General features: G+C 70.5%; 11 protein-coding genes and 1 pseudogene. 11 read left to right on the top strand and 1 reads right to left on the bottom strand.

Translation table 11 applies throughout. From position 1 onward, the window contains the following. Positions 1-4: 4 nt before the first annotated feature. From BL254_RS01355 to BL254_RS01350, 3 genes and pseudogenes are all read left to right on the top strand, one after another. Positions 5-1,054 (top strand): 4-(cytidine 5'-diphospho)-2-C-methyl-D-erythritol kinase, encoded by a 1,050-nt coding sequence (locus tag BL254_RS01355; protein WP_047221241.1) that lies wholly within the window; start codon positions 5-7, stop codon positions 1,052-1,054. Between the two features lie 136 nt (positions 1,055-1,190). Continuing rightward, positions 1,191-1,662, top strand: a pseudogene (locus BL254_RS29190) (ATP-binding cassette domain-containing protein); the annotation flags it as partial. A 2-nt stretch (positions 1,663-1,664) separates the two neighbouring features. Beyond that, a complete protein-coding gene (locus tag BL254_RS01350) occupies positions 1,665-3,059 on the top strand; it encodes an ATP-binding cassette domain-containing protein (RefSeq protein ID WP_371389803.1) in 1,395 nt (464 codons plus the stop codon). A gap of 231 nt (positions 3,060-3,290) precedes the next feature. Here the strand turns inward: BL254_RS01350 and BL254_RS01345 are convergent, their stop codons facing one another. After that, positions 3,291-4,271: an acyl-CoA desaturase gene (locus tag BL254_RS01345; RefSeq protein ID WP_047221240.1), complete on the bottom strand. Its 981-nt coding sequence runs from the start codon at positions 4,269-4,271 to the stop codon at positions 3,291-3,293. 528 nt (positions 4,272-4,799) lie between these two features. On the opposite strand from BL254_RS01345, the gene glmU reads away from it, so the two are divergent. From glmU to mfd, 8 genes are all read left to right on the top strand, one after another. Continuing rightward, the gene (glmU, locus tag BL254_RS01335; RefSeq protein WP_076842278.1) at positions 4,800-6,341 is read left to right on the top strand and encodes a bifunctional UDP-N-acetylglucosamine diphosphorylase/glucosamine-1-phosphate N-acetyltransferase GlmU; all 1,542 of its coding nucleotides are present in this window, start codon (positions 4,800-4,802) and stop codon (positions 6,339-6,341) included. Positions 6,342-6,400: 59 nt separating this feature from the next. Further along, positions 6,401-7,375: a ribose-phosphate diphosphokinase gene (locus BL254_RS01330; protein ID WP_076842277.1), complete on the top strand. Its 975-nt coding sequence runs from the start codon at positions 6,401-6,403 to the stop codon at positions 7,373-7,375. Positions 7,376-7,479: 104 nt separating this feature from the next. Beyond that, on the top strand, positions 7,480-7,812 hold the full coding sequence (locus BL254_RS01325; RefSeq protein WP_047221238.1) for a YnfA family protein: 333 nt from the start codon (positions 7,480-7,482) through the stop codon (positions 7,810-7,812). Positions 7,813-8,175: 363 nt separating this feature from the next. Beyond that, positions 8,176-8,808, top strand: a complete 633-nt coding sequence (locus BL254_RS01320) for a 50S ribosomal protein L25/general stress protein Ctc (protein WP_076842335.1) — start codon at positions 8,176-8,178, stop codon at positions 8,806-8,808. A gap of 48 nt (positions 8,809-8,856) precedes the next feature. Continuing rightward, complete coding sequence (gene pth, locus BL254_RS01315) at positions 8,857-9,474, top strand: aminoacyl-tRNA hydrolase (protein WP_047221237.1); 618 nt, start codon at positions 8,857-8,859, stop codon at positions 9,472-9,474. A 784-nt stretch (positions 9,475-10,258) separates the two neighbouring features. Further along, positions 10,259-11,536 (top strand): class I SAM-dependent methyltransferase, encoded by a 1,278-nt coding sequence (locus tag BL254_RS01310; RefSeq protein ID WP_047221236.1) that lies wholly within the window; start codon positions 10,259-10,261, stop codon positions 11,534-11,536. Positions 11,537-12,224: 688 nt separating this feature from the next. Next, the gene (locus BL254_RS01305) at positions 12,225-13,928 is read left to right on the top strand and encodes a lipopolysaccharide biosynthesis protein (protein ID WP_254857688.1); all 1,704 of its coding nucleotides are present in this window, start codon (positions 12,225-12,227) and stop codon (positions 13,926-13,928) included. 464 nt (positions 13,929-14,392) lie between these two features. Continuing rightward, positions 14,393-18,103, top strand: coding sequence for a transcription-repair coupling factor (mfd, locus tag BL254_RS01300; protein ID WP_076842276.1), 3,711 nt, complete (start codon positions 14,393-14,395; stop codon positions 18,101-18,103). The last annotated feature ends 59 nt before the right edge of the window (positions 18,104-18,162 follow it).

Genomic DNA, 18,162 nt, shown 5'->3' with positions numbered 1-18,162 from the left:
CCGGGTGACTGTCCGTACGCCGGCCAAGGTCAACCTGCATCTCGGTGTCGGGGCACGCCGCGACGACGGCTACCACACGGTCATCACAATCCTGCAGGCCGTCTCGCTCTACGACGAGATCACGGTGGCTGCGGTCGACGGCGCCGCGGTCGACCCGGACGCCGTGGAGCCCGCCGTGTCCGTGGAGGTCACCGGCGAGGGAGCCGCCGGGCCGGCGGCTCCGCTCGTCCCGCTGCCCGGGGCGTCCGGTCGGCCCGGGCCGTCCTCGCCGCCTGGCGACGCGGTGGCGAGCGCGGCCGCAGCCCGGATCTCCCTGGTCCCGACCGGGGTGGACAACCTGGCCGTCCGCGCGGCTCACGTACTTGCCGCCCGTGCCGGTGTGCGGGGAGCGGCAGCCCACATGACCATGGCCAAAGGCATTCCGGTCGCGGCCGGGATGGCCGGCGGCAGCGCTGACGCGGCCGGTTCGCTGGTCGCCTTCGACGCCCTGTGGGGCACCGGCCTGGACAGGTCGGTGCTCTCCGAACTCGCCGCCGGGCTCGGCAGCGACGTGCCGTTCCCGCTCGCGGGTGGGACGGCGCTGGGTACCGGCCGTGGCGAACAGCTCACGCCGGTGCTGGGGCGCGGCGAGTACCACTGGGTGTTCGCGCTGGCCGACGGTGGCCTGTCCACCGCGTCGGTCTACGCCGAGTTCGACCGGTTGTCGCAGGGACGCCTGCGTACCGAGCCGACCCCGCCGGACGCGGTGCTGGCCGCGTTGCGTACCGGTGATCCGGTCGAGCTGGGCCGGGCGCTGGTGAACGATCTGCAGCCGGCCGCGCTGCGGCTGCGCCCGTCGTTGCGCCTGGTGCTGGAAACCGGCGTCGAGCTCGGGGCGGTCGGTGCCATCGTCAGTGGTTCCGGGCCGACCTGCGCCTTCCTGGCGCGGGACGCGGAGCGGAGCGTGGCCCTGGCGGCGAGTCTGGCCGGGATGGGTGTGTGCCGGGCGGTACGTCACGCGCACGGCCCGGTATCGGGCGCGCGTGTGGTCGATCCGGGTGGCTCCGCCGGATGACCGTGCGCGGGAGCGTCACCGTCGAACGGGACTGGCCAGCCCAGCCGGCGCCGGCCCGAACGGCGCCGGCCCGGGTCGCTCTCCTGGGCAATCTTGCTGACGGCCCCGGACCACCAGAGCGCTGGGTGGCCGTCGGATGAGCGGCGTCCTGGTGACGATGGAGGCGGTGGTGGCCGCCTTCGGCACCCGCACCCTGCTGGACGGGGTGAGCCTGGGCATCGGAACCGGTGAGCGCATCGGGGTGGTCGGCCGCAACGGGGCGGGCAAGAGCACCCTGCTGCGGCTGCTCGCCGGCCAGGCCACCGCGGACGCGGGCCGGATCGTGCGGGCCGGTTCCGTGCGGGTCGGCCTGCTGGCTCAGGACGACCAGCTCGCACCCGACGCGACCGTGCGCCAGGCCGTGGTCGGCGACGTTCCCGATCACGTCTGGGCGGCGGATCCGCGGCGCCGGTCGGTGCTTGCCGGCCTGGGGCTGCTCGACCGTCTCGACGCCGTGGTCGGACGGTCGTCCGGTGGTGAGCGCCGGCGCGTCGCGCTGGCCGCGCTGCTCGTCGACGACATCGATCTGCTGGTCCTGGACGAGCCCACCAACCATCTTGATGTCGAGGGGGTGGCCTGGCTTGCCGCCCACCTGCGGTCGTGGCGCGGCGGGCTGCTCGTCGCCACCCATGACCGGTGGTTCCTCGACGAGGTCTGCGAACGGGTCTGGGAGGTCGTCGACGGCCGGGTGGACGCCTACGACGGCGGTTACTCCGCGTATGTGCTCGCTCGGGCGGAGCGCGCGCGGCAGGCCGACGCCACCGAGGCACGGCGGCAGAACCTGCTGCGCAAGGAGCTGGCCTGGCTGCGCCGGGGCCCGCCGGCCCGCACCAGCAAGCCGCGTTTCCGGATCGAGGCGGCCAACGCGCTGATCGCCGACGAGCCACCCGCCCGTGACACCCTCGGCCTGCGCAGCTTCGCCGCCTCCCGCCTCGGCAAGGACGTCTACGACGTCGAGGACGTCACGTTGCGTCTCAGCGATCGCACGCTGCTGACGGATGTGACCTGGCGGCTGGGCCCGGGGGACCGGGTGGGGCTTGTCGGGGCCAACGGGAGTGGCAAGACGACGCTGATGCGTCTACTGACCGGGCAGGTGAGCCCGGACGCGGGCCAGGTGCGGGTTGGTAGGAGCGTGCGCTCCGCCCTGCTCTCCCAGGAGATCCACGAGCTGAACCCGGGCCTGCGCGCTCTGGAGGCGGTGGAGCGGGCCGGCCGGGTGCTGGAGGTGGGCCGCGGCCGGGAGATGACCGCCGGCCAGCTTCTGGAGCAGTTCGGCCTGCCCTCGGCCCGGCAGTGGACGCGCGTGGGTGATCTCTCCGGCGGGGAGCGCCGTCGGCTGCAGCTGCTGAGGCTGCTCATGCAACGGCCGAACGTGCTGCTGCTGGACGAGCCCACCAACGACCTGGACACCGACACGCTGACCGCGCTGGAGGACGTCCTGGACTCCTGGCCGGGCACGATTGTCGCGGTCAGTCACGACCGTTACTTCCTGGAACGGACCTGCGACACGATCTTCGCCATGTTCGGCGACGGGTCGCTCGTCATGCTGCCCGGCGGGGTGGACGAGTACCTCTCCCGGCGGCAGGCCGCCACCCAGACCGGGGCAGCCGGGCGCACAGCTCCTGTCGGACGCGCCGGCGCTGGCCGCACTGCCGGTGTCGCTGCCGTCCCCGGAGTGGGCGCCGCCGCCGGAGCGGGCGCGGACTCAGGTGCCGTTGCCGGCGACACCGGCGGTTCGCTGTCGGCCGGGCAGGCGCGGCTTGCGCGCAAGGAGCTGACCCGGCTCGAACGGGCCCTGGAGCGGCTGGCCCGYCGCGAGAGCGCGCTGCACACCGCGCTCGCCGAGGCCGCCACCGACCATCAGCGCCTGCTCGCCCTCGACGCCGAACTGCGCGAGGTCGTCGCCGAGAAGTCCCGCACCGAGGACGCCTGGCTCTCCCTCGCCTCCGACCTCGAGGACGCCTAGCTGTCCGGAGCGCCGCCGTGCATCCCCACCTGAGCGAGTTGCCCCTCGGCGACCGTTGGTCAGTGATCGCCTGGCCGTGGGTGACACCGACTCAGGGGGCTGGGCTTCCCAGGTTGTCGTGCGGTGGTGCTGCGCCTGGGTGCTTTCCCTTGACGATCGCCGGTAGGTGATCCTCAAGCCACGGGTGCTGCCCGCCCAAGAGCCAGGGGTCCCCAGATAGTGCCCAAGGCACTATCTGGGGACGAGCTTTGCTCGCAGCCGTTGTGGGTCGGGCCAGCGGACGTCGTGGACGAGGTGCAGCGTCTCCATCAGCTTGATCAGGTAGAAGCTGGAGTCCACCTGCCAGGGCTTGACGCCGTGGCGGGCCAGTGTGGGCTCGGCGTGGTGCAGGTTGTGCCAGGACTCGCCCATCGACAGGATGGCCAGCGGCCAGACGTTGCCGGAGCGGTCCCGCGACCTGTACGGATGCTTGCCGGCGACGTGGCAGATGCTGTTCGTCGACCAGGTGACGTGGTGCAGGACGCACACCCGGACCAGGCTCGCCCAGAAGAACGCCTGCACCGCCGCCTCGAACGAGCCGCCCCACAGGCCGCCGATCAGCGCCGGGGCCGCGAGGCTCACCGTCGCCCAGAGCCCGAACAGGCGGCTGACGCGGACGATGTCGGTGTCGTCGAGCAGGTCGGGGGCGTATCTACGCTGGTCGGTCTGTTCGATGTCGAACAGCCAGCCGATGTGGGCGTGCCACAGGCCCTTGGTCAGGGCGTGGAAGCCGGGGCCGTAGCGCCACGGCGAGTGCGGGTCGCCGTCCCGGTCGCTGAATGCGTGGTGGCGCCGGTGGTCGGCCACCCAGCGGATGACCGGGCCCTCGATCGCCATGCTGCCGGCGATGGCGAGCGCGATGCGTATCGGCCTGGAGGTCCTGAAACCGCGGTGGGTGAAGTAGCGGTGGAAACCGACCGTCACCCCGTGGCCGGTGATCGCGTACATGACGACAGCGAGGATCACGTCGCGCGGGCTGATCCACCGGTCCCACAGCAGCGGTACCGCGGCGGCGAGGGCCGCCAGCGGGACGATGATGACCATGGCGAGGGTAAGCTGTTCCCCTCGTGCCTTCAGCGCGGATCTCGGCGTCACGGTGTGCCGGGTGGAGGCGTCCACCCGGGTAGCGGGGGCCGTGGCGCCCGTCGGGTTCACCGTGTCGGTAGCGGTCATGACATAACCCCGTCCATCAGTGCCGTCCACCGGTTTCGTCGTCGCAATAGTTTCCGTTGTGACACCGTAGCTCGCGGCGGTAACAGGTGGTGCCCGTGGCGGGGAACATCGGAGAAAAACAATTTCACGGGTCCGGGCGGTTGCGGCCGGGGTACGGTAGTTGTCACGAAGGGTTGGCGGGGTCGGCCTGCGACGGCTGCGCGCGGTGACGGCGAGGCGGACCGGGGTGCTCCAGGCCCGAAAAAATCATGATCATGCCGTCTTTGGCTTGCTGGCAGTGGTACACTGCCAAAGATTTTCCCAGTCCGCCGTGGTGTAATTGGCAGCACAGGAGATTTTGGTTCTTCTAGTCCACGTTCGAGYCGTGGCGGCGGAGCCCCGGGTCGGATCGGCGGGTACGCCGGTCCGTACAAATCATTTTAGTCCGCCGGAATTGTCCACGATATCCCCTGGCCGTGGATATCCGCTGGTCGCAATCCGGTAAGCTCGACACGCATCGAGTTGATGTCCACGATCAGGGGAGCTCGTGTGACCCAACCACGTCTGGCGGCCGTTGTCGTCCTTGCCGCGGGTGAGGGTAAGCGGATGCGCTCCGCGACCCCCAAGGTGCTTCATCGCGTCGCTGGGCGCACCCTTGTAGATCAAGTTCTCGCCGCGGTCGCCCCGCTCGGGGCCGAGAAGCAACTGGTGGTCGTCGGGCACGGGCGCGAGCAGGTGATCGCGGCGCTGGCCGRCCGCGTACCCGAGGTCACCCCGGTCGTGCAGGCCAGCCAGCGTGGCACCGGCCACGCCGTTCGGACCGCGCTGTCAGCGGCGGGTGGCATCCACCCGGACGATCTCGTGGTCGTCGTCCCGGGAGACACCCCGCTGCTGACCGGCGCGACGATGTCGGCGCTGGTCGCGGCGCATACGCACGAGCCGGCGGCGGCGACGGTGCTGACCGCCGAGGCGTCCGACCCCTTCGGCTACGGACGGGTGCTGCGGGATCCGTCCGGCTGGATCCGCGCGATCGTCGAGCAGGCGGACGCCGACGCCGTCACCGCCGCCGTCCGGGAGATCAACACTGGCGTGTACGTGTTCACGGCCGGCCCCTTGCTGGCGGCGCTGTCGTCCCTGACGGTCGACAACGCCCAGGGCGAAGAGTACCTGACCGACGTGGTCGGCGCGTTCTTCGACGGCGGGCAGGCCGTTCGGGCGTACCCGCTGGACGACCCCGGCGAGGCCGCCGGGGTCAACGACCGGGTCCAGCTGGCCGCCGCCGCGGCGGCCATGCGGGACAGGCTGGTAACCGCGGCCATGCGGGCCGGCGTCACCGTGCTGGATCCCGCCACCACCTGGATCGACGCCGACGTGACCGTCGAGGCGGACGTGACGCTGCTCCCGAACACCTTCCTGCACGGCAGCACCCGGGTGGCGTCCGGCGCGGTGATCGGCCCGGACTGCACGCTCACCGACACGCTGGTGGGTGCCGCGGCCACGGTGAGCCGGACGACCGCAGTCGGCGCGGTGATCGGTTCGGACGCCTCGGTCGGCCCCTACACGCATCTGCGCCAGGGCACCCGTGTCGGCCGCGGGGTCAAGCTCGGCGCGTTCGTGGAGACGAAGGCCGCGGAGATCGCCGAYGGGGCGAAGGTGCCGCACCTGGCCTATGTCGGGGACGCGRTGATCGGCGCACGCAGCAACATCGGATGTGGCACGATCGTGGCGAACTACGACGGCGTCGCCAAGCACCGTACGGTGATCGGTGCGGATGTCAAGATCGGAAGTGACACCGTGCTGGTGGCGCCGGTGAATGTTGGCGACGGTGCGTACACCGGTGCTGGTTCGATCGTGACCGAGGATGTGCTGCCAGGCGCACTCGCGGTCAGGGAGGGCCGGCAGCGGACGATCGAGGGATGGGTCGAACTACGGCGTCCGGGCACTGCGGCGGCACGTGCCGCGGCTGCCGCGYGGGGGTATGTCGAACAGGCACGTGGCGACGGTGACCCGGACAGGGCGGATCACGTTGGACACGCCGGGCCGGCCCCCGCCACGGTTGTCGGTATCTCCGACAACGGGCGCCGTACGTAGAGCCTGCCACGCTGTGAAGAACGACCATGACGGAGCGGGACGAAGGTGGAGAACCTTTGATGGCCTACCAGACGGATAATCGGCGTAACCTGATGCTTTTCGGTGGCCGTGCGCACCCTGACCTGGTGGCCGAGGTTGCCCGGGAGCTCGATGTCGAACCGGTGCCCACCAACGCGTATGAATTCTCCAACGGAGAGATCTTCGTCCGGTTCGAGAAATCCGTACGCGGATGTGACGCGTTCGTGCTGCAGTGTCACTCCTCGCCGGTGAACACCTGGCTCATGGAGCAGCTCATCATGGTGGACGCGCTGAAACGCGCCAACGCCAAGCGGGTCACCGTGGTCGCGCCCTTCTACCCCTACGCCCGGCAGGACAAGAAGCACCGCRGCCGGGAGCCGATCTCGGCCCGGCTGATCGCCGATCTGTTCAAGACCGCCGGCGCGCACCGACTGATGTCGGTGGACCTGCACACCGCCCAGATCCAGGGCTTCTTCGACGGCCCGGTGGACCATCTGTTCGCGCTGCCGCTGCTCGCCGACTACATCGAGGCCAAGCTCGACACGTCCGCGGTCACGGTGGTGGCCCCGGACGCCGGCCGGGTCCGGGTGGCCGAACGCTGGACCGACCGGCTCGGCTGTCCACTGGCGATCATCCACAAGCGCCGTGACCGGGACGTCCCGAACCAGGTGAAGATGTTCGACGTGGTGGGCGAGGTGGAGGGCCGCACCTGCGTCGTCGTCGACGACATGATCGACACTGCGGGCACCATCACCAAGGCCGCGGAGTCGCTGCGCGAGCACGGCGCGACCGATGTGATCGCCGCGGCGACGCACGGTGTGCTCTCCGGCCCGGCCGTGGACCGTCTGAAGAACTCCGAGATCAGCGAGGTCGTGCTCACCAACACCCTCCCGCTGCCCAGCGAGGCCCGCATCGACAAGATCACCGAACTGTCGATCGCGCCGTTGCTGGCCGCCGCCATCAGAGCGGTCTTCGAGGACGGTTCGGTGACCGAGCTCTTCGGCGGCGACGCGTGACCAGACATGTGACTGTCGGTCGCGACGCCATGGACAACCCCGCGATCCGTCCGACCCATCGGTTGAACCGTCGACTGGTTTAGTCACTGGTTCGGACRCCGGCCGTGCTCGTCCTGCGTACGGTGCTGCTTTTCGTCCTGGCCGCGCTTGCCGAGATCGGTGGGGCCTGGCTGGTGTGGCAGGGGATTCGTGAGCATCGGGGCGTCACGTTCGTCTGTGGCGGGCTGATGTCCCTGTGCGTCTATGGTTTCGTCGCCACGCTCCAGGAGGAGGCGGCCTTCGGGCGTGTACTGGCCGCCTATGGCGGCGTGTTCGTCGCCAGCTCCCTCGCCTGGGGCGTTGTCGCCGACGGCTATCGGCCTGACCGCTACGACATCGCCGGCGCGCTCGTCTGCCTGGCCGGAGTCGGCCTCATAATGTTCGCGCCCCACCGGTGATCCCGACGGTTCCTGGTTCCGACGGTTCCGCCCCGGGGCAGCCGTCCGGGTGGCGGCCGCGCCCGAACGGCGGCTCCCTCGGGTAACGTCGAACAGGCCCGGATCGTGCCGGAGCCCCGTCCGCCTCGACGGTAGCGCCTCCTCCCAGGTGGCCTTTCGTCATCGGGCTGTTACAGCCGTATGGGCGCATACAGCCGTATGGGCGCATTGTGCGGCAACGGTTCTCCACCGGCGGTAGGGCGGATCCGTCGGCTCATGATGCATCCGGTACCCTGAAAGACCGCGTCGTGGCGCTGCCGGCTTCTTGTGTTCAGGCGGCGCCGATGTCCATTGAAGATCCGCAGTAGGAGGATGAGTACCGCCATGTCCGAGGTCCGCATCGTCGCGGAGCCCCGCACCGAGTTCGGCAAGGGCGGGGCTCGTCGTACCCGCAAGGCCGGCAAGGTCCCGGCCGTCCTGTACGGCCACGGCCAGCCGCCCCGCCACATCTCGCTGCGCGCTCACGACCTTCTGCACGCGTTCAAGACTGATGCCGGTACGAACGTGCTRCTCCGCCTGGAGCTCTCCGACGGGACTCAGCTCGCCCTTCCCAAGGACGTCCAGCGTCATCCGATCAAGGGCAGTTTCGAACACGTCGACCTGGTCATCATCCGTCGGGGCGAGCGGGTCAYGGTCGAGGTGCCGGTGACCGTCGTCGGGACGGCCGAAAGCGACACCCTCGTCGACCAGCAGCTGACATCCGTCTCGTTGCAGGCGGCCGCGACCGACATCCCCGGGTCGATCGAGGTCGACGTCACCGGTTTCAAGGCCGGCGCGAATATCAGCGCCGGTCAGCTCGTCATCCCGGCGGGCACGGTGCTGGAGACCGATCCCGAGCAGATCGTGGTCCAGGGGCTGGCGAAGCCGACCGCCGCCCAGGTGGACGCCGACCTCGCCGGTGCCGAAGCGACCGGTGGGGCCGAGGGCGAGCAGGCGCAGGCCGGCGCCTCGGCCTGACCGGCGTTTCTTCCACCCGGATGACACCACCGCCCGGATGACACCGCGATGACTCCGTCGGAGACCGGGCCCCAGGCCACCGGGCCGTGGCTGGTCGTCGGGCTGGGCAATCCCGGCCCGACGTATGCCGGCAACCGGCACAACATCGGATTCATGGTTCTCGACCTGCTGGCCGAGCGGGTCGGGGACCGTTTCCGCACGCACCGGGGACGCGCGGACGTCGCCGAGGCCCGCCTCGTCGGCGTCCGCGCGCTGCTCGCCAAACCCCGTTCCTTCATGAACGTCTCAGGCTCGCCCGTCGAGGCCCTGCGCGCCTTCTTCAAGGTCGACATCGGGCACATCGTGGTCGTCCATGACGAGCTGGACATCCCGTTCGGAACGATCCGGCTCAAGCTCGGCGGCGGCGACAACGGGCACAACGGCCTGCGTTCGGTCACCGCCGCGCTGGGGTCGCGCGACTACCTGCGGGTCCGGGTCGGGATCGGACGCCCACCCGGTCGGATGAACCCGGCCGACTTCGTCCTGCGCGACTTTTCGACTCCTGAACGCAAGGAGCTCCCGTTTCTGGTGGACCGGGCGGCCGACGCCGTGGAGTCGCTGCTGGACAGGGGGCTGGAGGCCACCCAGAACACCTTCCACGTCTCGCCCGCCAAGCCGCAGTCCTGAGATTCTTCGGCATCCTCGGCGGTTTTTGAACTTTGCGGATCTCGTAGTCGAGGATCAGCGTCCCGCGAAATGCCCGCCAGCCGAGTTCGGCGAGAATCCGGTGGTCCTGGTACGCGCCTGACAGGGACGGCGCGAAGACGGCGGCCGGGCTGACCTGGCGGGCGATCCGAGCCGACACGATCTTTTTCCGGGTGCACGGGTGCACGGGTGCACGGGTGCACGGGTGCACGGGTGCACGGACGACGCGGCGCACCGGCGGGCGCCGGGCGTTCTGAAGGCTCTCGGGTTGTCGGGACCTGAAGGTCGCCGGGTTGTTGGGACCGGCCGGGCCGGCGGGTGCGTTCGTGACGGCTCTCCGACGTACCGTCCACCTGGCCGTCAGCCGCCGCGGCTGACGGATTCATCACAGCCACTGGCCTCGTCGAAAGCCTCGGACGAGCCACTATCATGGCTCTCTGAGCATGCCGCGAGCAGATCGTGACATGCCCGAAGGGGACAGCTCGATGATGCGCGTCGCCCTCTCGACCGGTAATTCCTGTGACGGGTGCCGCCCTGTTCACGCGGCCGTCCCGCGTTATCGCCTGTGACCACGTCGCCTGTGACCATGTCGCCTGTGAGCCACATCTCTGTACGCCGTGTCATTCCGGTATGCCATGTCATTCCGATACGTTCCGGTGGGCCATGCCGATCGGTGAAAATCCGCCGGCAACCAGAACCCCGGGGCCGATCAGGATCAGATGCCGATCAGAACCAGGTGCCGATCGAAAGGCAGGTAGGGGATCGCATGTCAGTTGAGTCCGTCGGTCAGCCACTGGCCCGTACGCAGGTGACGGCCGTCCCGGTCGAAGCCTGTCGCTCGTGTGGCGGCCCGCGGCCACGTCCGTTCCTCTCCCTGGGGCGGACACCGATCGCCAACCGGCTGCTGTGCCCCGACGACCTCGCCGAGCCCGAGCCCGTCTTTCCCCTGGAGGTCGGTTTCTGCGCCTCCTGCGCGCTGGTCCAGCTCACCCATGCCCTACCGGCGGAGGAGATGTTCGACGCCGGTTACCGGTCCTTCCCGTCGTCCGGCGACACACCGCGCCGGAATGCCGACAGGCGCGCCAGAGAACTCATCGCCGGTCGTGCTCTCGGCTCCGACAGCCTGGTCGTGGAGATCGCGAGCGGCGACGGACATCTGCTGCGGGCGTTCGTCGAACGCGGAATCCCGGTGCTCGGCATCGAGCCGTCACCCGGGCTCGCGTCCGTCGCCCGGGCGATCGGCGTGCCGACCCGCACAGAGTTCTTCGACGCCGGGCTCGCCCGGTCGCTGGCCGCCCAGGGGCTGCGCGCGGATGTCATCATTGTCGACAACGTGCTGGCGCACGTCCCCGATCCGAACGGCTTCGCCGAGGGCGTGTCCGTTCTGCTCGCCGATGACGGGATCGTCGAAGTGGATGATCCCGGTGTCGGAGCGCTGCTCGACCACACCGGGTTCGACACCGTCCGCCACGACTGCTTCTGCTATTTCTCCACCATCGCCGCGGACGCACTGATGCGTCGTCACGGTCTGTATCTGACGGAGGTGGAGGAGTTCTCCGAGCATCCCGGCGGCATTCTGCGCTGGCGACTGAGCCGGGCCGAAAGACCCGGCCCGGGGGTGGGCGAGCGCCTCGACCGTGAGCGCGCCGCCGGCCTGGACACCTTCGACCGGTACGCGAGTTTCGCCGACGACGTGCGCGAGTCGCAGGCCGAGCTGCTCACCCTCCTGCACGAGCTGCGCGCGCACGGGCGGAGCGTGGCCGCCTACGGCGCCGCGGCCAAAGGAGCCGCCCTGCTGAACTCCAGCGGTATCACCACCGATCTCGTGCAGTACGTCGTCGACCGCAACGTCGACAAGCAGGGCAAGTACATCCCGGGCGCGCGCACGCCGATCCTCGACCCCGCCGTGCTGACCCAGCGTCAGCCGCACTACCTGCTTCTGCTGGCCTGGAACGTCAGAGACGAGATCATGGATCAGCAGGCGGCGTTCGCCCGCAGGGGCGGCAAGTTCATCGTGCCGGTTCCCCGGCCGGTTGTGTGCTAATTGTTTTTATTGTTTTGTGGTCATATGTAGGCCCGCGTCAGGCGGACGACGGTGGGCCGCGCGTCCCGTGATGGCGCGTCGAGCTGTAACGGCATGTYGAGCTGTAACGGCATGTCGAGCGCGGCATGCCGAGCTACGAGATCAGGCTGTCGCGCGGCGGTGAGCCGTCCGTCCCGGCCCCGACCGGTGATCCACGTTTCCGCGGCCAGGCGCCGTCGCCTCGGATGTGCCGTCAGATGTGCTGTCGGATGCCTGCCGTCCAACGCTGTTGTTGGACGCCGCTGCCGCCGGCTGTCGTTGTCGTCGGCCGTTGTCGTCGGACACCGTCGTCGTTGGGTGCTGTTGTTGTCGGGGCCGGTTGTGTCATCGCGGCCGGTTGTGTCGCCGCACCCTCCACGCTTCTGTTACTTTGCGTGACCGACCGCTTTCTTCAACGGGTTCCGCCACCGCGGAAACATGTGGCGGACGTGCCGTGTACTTTCAATGCTTGAGGACGGTGGGGCCATCGGGTTTCTCACTCCCCGGGGGTGTCCGCCGTTCCAGCGATCTGGGAGGTCCGGGAGGTCTCAGGAATCCAGGGGGCTGTAATGTTCGCGCAGGACGGGTGGTACGGGGGCGTCCGCGTCCTTCAGTTTTTCGCGCTTTCCCATGATCTTGTATTTTCTCGTGGCCCGAGGAGGACGTTCCGGTGACCCGGGCCGCTTGGCCGCGCGCGGAAGCCGAGCGCGCGCTGCCCAGAATCTCACCGCTCCGGCTGCTCCGGCGCCGGTGGCTGGTGATCGTCCTTGGGGCGGTCGTCGGTACCGCCTGCGCGCTGGCCGTGAGCAAGCAGCAGGACGAACGTTTCGAGGCGACCGGCCGGGTGTTTCTGGGCGCCTCCCAGGCGCTGCCCGGCAGTGATCATCTCGACGCGGCCCGGATCGTTCAGACCCAGGCCCAGCTCGCCGGCTCCACCGTGGCGCTCGATCTGGTCTCCAGGCAACTGGGCCTGTCGCGGGAGGAGGTGGCCGAGCGGCTGACGGTCACCGCGTCCGACCAGGGCGACTTCTTCACGATCACCGGCAGGGACGGCACCGAGCAGCGGGCGGTGGGTCTTGTCCAGGCCGTCGAGGCCGCCTACCAGCAGCTTCTCACCCAGCAGCAGGCGGCCGGCGGCGGTACGGCCCGTTCGCTGACGGAGCTGCGTGACGAGATCACCCAGGGCCTCCGGAGGCTGACGGCGCTGCCGAGGACCGCCGACAGCGAGACGCTGGCCGCTCAGGTCGGCACCCTCAACGCACAGCTCGCCGAGCTCAACCGGCAGATCCCGCAGGCGCAGGCCGCTGGCGCGCCGGCCGCGGTGACCCTCGCCGAGCCCGCCCGGTCGCTCGGCCAGGTCACTCCGAAGCTGGCGCGCAACGCCCTCGTCGGCGCCCTGGCCGGCCTGCTGCTGACGGCGGCCGGGCTCTGTGGTGCCTACCTGCGCCGCCCGACGGCGCTCGACGCCGGGGACGCGGCCGACGTCCTGGGCACCCCGTTGATCGCGGACATTTCCGGCGGGCGAGGCAGCGCCCCGCCGGCCGACCGGCTGGTCGCCGCCATGGCCTCCGTGCTGGCCCCGACCGGGAAGGTCATCGCCCTCACACCGGCCGGGCGGGGTGATTTGGCACCTGACCTGGTCACGGCGGTGGCGGCGAGCTGGTCGGACGACCAGGGGATCGTGCTGGTCCTGGACGCCTCGCCGGAGCCGGACGTGCGCGGGGCCCTGGAGCGCCTGCCACCCGCCGTGTCCAGCGAGCTGCCCCGGTGGGCCCACGAGCCGACCTGCATGGCACGTTCGTCCGGTGCCGGCAGCGGGCATGTGCTGTACAACCGGGTCGCGCAGGCCCGGGCGGCCCGTCCCGGCGGCCTCGCGCCCATCCTGGCTGACCGGGCACCGGTCGTCGATCTTGTCATCGTGCTGACGCCCGCTCTTGTCGATCTTCCGATGACGGCGGCGTCCGCCATGCAGGCGGACGTCGTCATCGTGGTTGCGACCGGCCGGACGCGGATCAGGGAACTCGCGCGGGTCCTGCGGGACTGGCCGGCCCTGGCCGAGCGGATGGTGGGTGTGGTGCACGACGGACGTTTCGGCACACGCCGGTCCGCCGACCGGGGCTTCGGCGTGTCACGGGTTGCCGCGTCGGCCACGGCCGTGCCACGCGCCACCGTACCGTCGGGCCTGTCGCGGGAGGATGCCGCTTTCGGCCCCGCCGACAGCGCGGCCAGCCGCGGCGGAGCACCGGCAGGGACGGCAAGCCCAGCGGCCGCGGCAGGTTCGGCGGGCCGACCGCTGGCGGACACCGCACGCCGCGCGGTGGTCGACGCCGAGGTCACCGACCGCTATGCCCGCCCCAGCGGCAAGCAGGGGTGAGCCTCGTCCACAGCGGCCGCGGTCGGGCACGGACAGTGATCCAGAAGGGCTCCCGCAGGGGTGAGGGCAGGACGCTGGGTGGATCTGGGACGGACCCGGCGGCCTGGAGCCCCCGCGGGATGCCGGACAGGACTCCCGGCGGGCGTGGGGCGGGACTCCGCGGGGCGCGCGCCATGGGCCATGGGCCGTCGGCGTCGCGGCGGGCGGTTGCCCGGGTGGCGAGCCGGGCGTTCGGCGGGCCACGGAGGTGGTCCTGAGTCCGCCGATTCCCCGGCACGTAAAATAACGGAGAACGCGGTTGTGTATGCCGGGCTTGTGTACGTGGGGTGGCTTGTAGGCCGGGCGCCGTCCCGCGGGGAACAGCCCGGTACGCCAGCAGTGACCCACTCCGTGACGCTGTGTCCTGTTTGCAGTTTGTCGTTCGTCTGTAATGTGCGCTGTTCCCGAGAGGTTCGGACGCTCTTATGACCCTCGCCCCGCTGTTGGATGCCCTCACCACCACTCCGGGTGCGGATCCGGCCCTGGCACGCGCGGTCGCCGCGGTCGGTGAGCCCCGGCTGGACCTGTCGGCCCCGGCGGCGTTGCGCCCGTTCGCCGCCGCCGCGCTCGCGGTCCGGGGCGGCCGGCCGGTGCTGGCCGTCACCGCCACCGGGCGGGAGGCCGACGATCTCGCCGCGGCGCTGTCGAGCCTGATCGATCCCGACACGGTCGCGGTGTTCCCGAGCTGGGAGACCCTGCCGCACGAACGGCTGTCCCCGCGGGCCGACACCGTCGGGCTGCGCCTCGCCGTGCTGCGGCGGCTGGCCCACCCCGACAGCACCGGCCGGCCGCCGCTGTCGGTCGTGGTGGCGCCGGTGCGGGCCGTCCTGCAGCCCCAGGTCGCCGGCCTCGGCGACCTTGAACCGGTGACGCTGGCCGTCGGTGACAGCGCCGACCTGGGCGAGGTCGTGGACAGGCTCGTCGGGGTCGCCTACCACCGGGTCGACCTGGTGGAGCGGCGCGGCGAGATCGCGGTGCGCGGCGGCATCCTCGACGTCTTCCCACCGACCGAGGAGCATCCGCTGCGGGTGGAGTTCTTCGGCGACGAGGTCGAGGACATCCGGCCGTTCTCAGTGGCCGACCAGCGGGCGCTGTCCGGCCCGTCCGACGGCCAGAACAGCCGGGACGGACGGGACGGACGGCGCCAGCTGTTCGCGCCGCCGTGCCGTGAGCTACTGCTCACCCCACCGGTCCGGGCTCGGGCCCGGGAACTGGCACAGGCGCATCCCGAACTGCTCGACATGCTCGACAGGATCGCGGACGGCATCCCGGTGGAGGGCATGGAGGCGCTCGCGCCGGTGCTCTGCGACGAGATGGTGCTGATGCTCGACGAGCTGCCCGCCGGCACGCACGTGCTGGTGTGCGACCCGGAGCGGGTCCGGGCCCGGGCCACCGAGCTGGTGCGCACGAGCCACGAGTTCCTGGAGGCGTCCTGGAGCACGGCCGCCGCCGGCGGCAGCGCCCCGATCGATCTCGGCGCGGCGGCCTATCGTTCGATCGCGCAGGTGCGTCAGCGGGCCATCGAGATCGGTCTGCCGTGGTGGTCGATCGGCCCGTTCGGCGGCTCCGGCGTCACCATCGACGACCACCTGGGCGGTGACCGGCTGGAGGGCGGCGCATCCGGGGCCAGGGGTGCCGGGGGTGCCGGGGGCGGCCTGGGCGGCGACAGCCGTCCCGATGGCTACCAGGCGTGGGACGCGGCCACCGGCGAGGATGATTTTGACGACCACACGGTGGTCTCCAGCCTGCGGCCAGCCGCCGCCTACCACGGCGACACCGCGCGGGCGCTCGCGGACATCAAGGGCTGGCTCGCCGACTCCTGGCGTGTCCTGCTGGTGACCGAGGGGCATGGCCCCGCGCAGCGGCTCGTCGAGCTGCTGCGAGATGCCGACCTCGGCGCCCGCCTCGCCGAGGACGCCGACATCGCCCGTGGTGTGGCCACGGTCACCTGCGGCCAGTTGGGCAGCGGCTTCACCAGCGACCTGCTGGGCATCGCGGTCCTGACCGAGACCGACCTCGCCGGCCAGCGCGGTGTGACCACCCGTGACATGCGCCGGATGCCGCACCGGCGCCGCAAGGGCATCGACCCGCTCGCGCTGCGCTCCGGCGACCTGGTCGTCCACGACGCCCACGGGGTCGGCCGGTACATCGAGATGGTGACCCGGACCGTCGCCGGCGCCACCCGCGAGTACCTCGTCCTCGAATATGCGAAGGGTGACCGCCTGTACGTCCCGACCGACCAGCTCGAACAGGTCACCCGATACGTCGGCGGCGAGGGCCCGAGCCTCGACCGGATCGGCGGCGCCGACTGGGCAAAGCGCAAGGGACGCGCCCGCAAGGCCGTCAAGGAGATCGCCGGCGAGCTGATCCGCCTGTACAGCGCGCGGATGGCCGCGCCGGGACACGCCTTCGGCCCGGACACCCCGTGGCAGCGGGAGCTGGAGGACGCCTTCCCGTTCCGGGAGACCCCCGACCAGCTCTCGGCCATCGAGGAGGTCAAGGCCGACATGCGCAAACCCGTCCCGATGGACAGGGTCATCTGCGGCGACGTCGGCTACGGCAAGACCGAGATCGYGGTACGGGCGGCGTTCAAGGCGGTACAGGACGGTAAGCAGGTCGCCGTTCTCGTCCCGACGACACTGCTCGTCCAGCAGCATTTCCAGACGTTCTCCGAGCGGTACGCCGCGTTTCCCGTGAACGTACGGGCGATGTCGCGCTTCAATTCCGCGTCCGAGCAGAAGGCGGTGCTGGACGGGCTTTCCGAGGGCACCGTCGACGTGGTGATAGGAACGCATCGGCTGCTGTCGTCCGCGTCCCGTTTCAAGGACCTCGGTCTGGTGATCGTCGACGAGGAGCAGCGTTTCGGTGTCGAACACAAGGAATATCTGAAAAAGATGCGGACCGCGGTGGACGTGCTCACCATGAGCGCCACCCCGATCCCGCGGACGCTGGAAATGTCGATCACTGGCATCCGGGAGCTGTCGACGATCGACACCCCGCCGGAGGAACGGCACCCGATCCTGACCTTCGTCGGCCCGAGTGACAACCGGCAGGTCGCCGCCGCGATCCGCCGCGAACTGCTGCGTGAGGGGCAGGTCTTCTTCATCCACAACCGGGTGGAGTCGATCGACGCGGCCGCGGCGAGGCTGCGCGACCTCGTCCCCGAGGCGCGCGTCGCCACCGCGCACGGCCAGATGGGCGAGGACGCCCTCGAGCAGGTGATGGTCTCCTTCTGGGAGAAGAAGTTCGACGTCCTGGTGTGCACCACGATCGTCGAGTCGGGGCTGGACATCTCCAACGCGAACACCCTCATCGTGGAACGCGCCGACGTGTTCGGGCTGTCCCAGTTGCACCAGTTGCGGGGCCGGGTGGGCCGCGGCCGGGAACGCGCCTACGCATATTTCCTGTATCCTCCGGACAAACCGCTCACCGAAACCGCGCACGACCGGCTCGCGACGATCGCCCAGCATTCCGACCTCGGGGCCGGAATGGCCGTGGCCATGAAGGACCTGGAGATCCGCGGGGCGGGGAACCTGCTTGGCGGGGAACAGTCCGGGCACATCGCCTCGGTCGGTTTCGACCTGTACGTGCGGATGGTCGGTGAGGCCGTCGCGAACTTCAAGGGCACCGTGGTCGAGGAGCCGCCCGAGGTCAAGGTCGAGCTTCCGGTGAACGCGAGCCTGCCGCACGACTACGTCCCCAGCGAGCGGCTGCGGCTGGACGCGTACCGGCGGCTGGCCGCCGCCGTCTCGGACGACGACATCGCCGAGGTCCGCGCCGAACTCCTCGACCGTTACGGGACGCTGCCCGAGCCGGCCGAGAACCTGCTGGCGGTCGCCTCCCTGCGGGTGCTGGCCCGCCGGCACGGCGTCACCGAGATCACCGTGGCCGGCCGTCAGATCCGGTTCGCGCCGCTGGAGCTGCGCGAGAGCCAGACCATGCGCCTCCAGCGGCTGTACAAGGGGGCCGTGGTCAAACCGACGGTGCGCACGGTCCTCGTGCCGGCGCCGACGGAGACTCCGCGCATCGGTGCCCGGCCGCTGCGCGACCGCGCCGTCCTCACCTGGGCCGCGCAGTTGCTGGCGGCGGTCGCCGGTGACTCGGTCGCGGCGGCGGCCACGRCCGCGTCCCGCTGAGACAGGGCGATCGCGCCGCGTTCGGTGGGCCTTCCCAGCCGGGTCCGGTGGATCTTTGA

Source organism: Protofrankia sp. BMG5.30 (assembly GCF_001983005.1).
GTDB classification, from domain to species: domain Bacteria; phylum Actinomycetota; class Actinomycetes; order Frankiales; family Frankiaceae; genus Protofrankia; species Protofrankia coriariae.
This window is presented reverse-complemented; position numbering and strand designations above follow the sequence as displayed.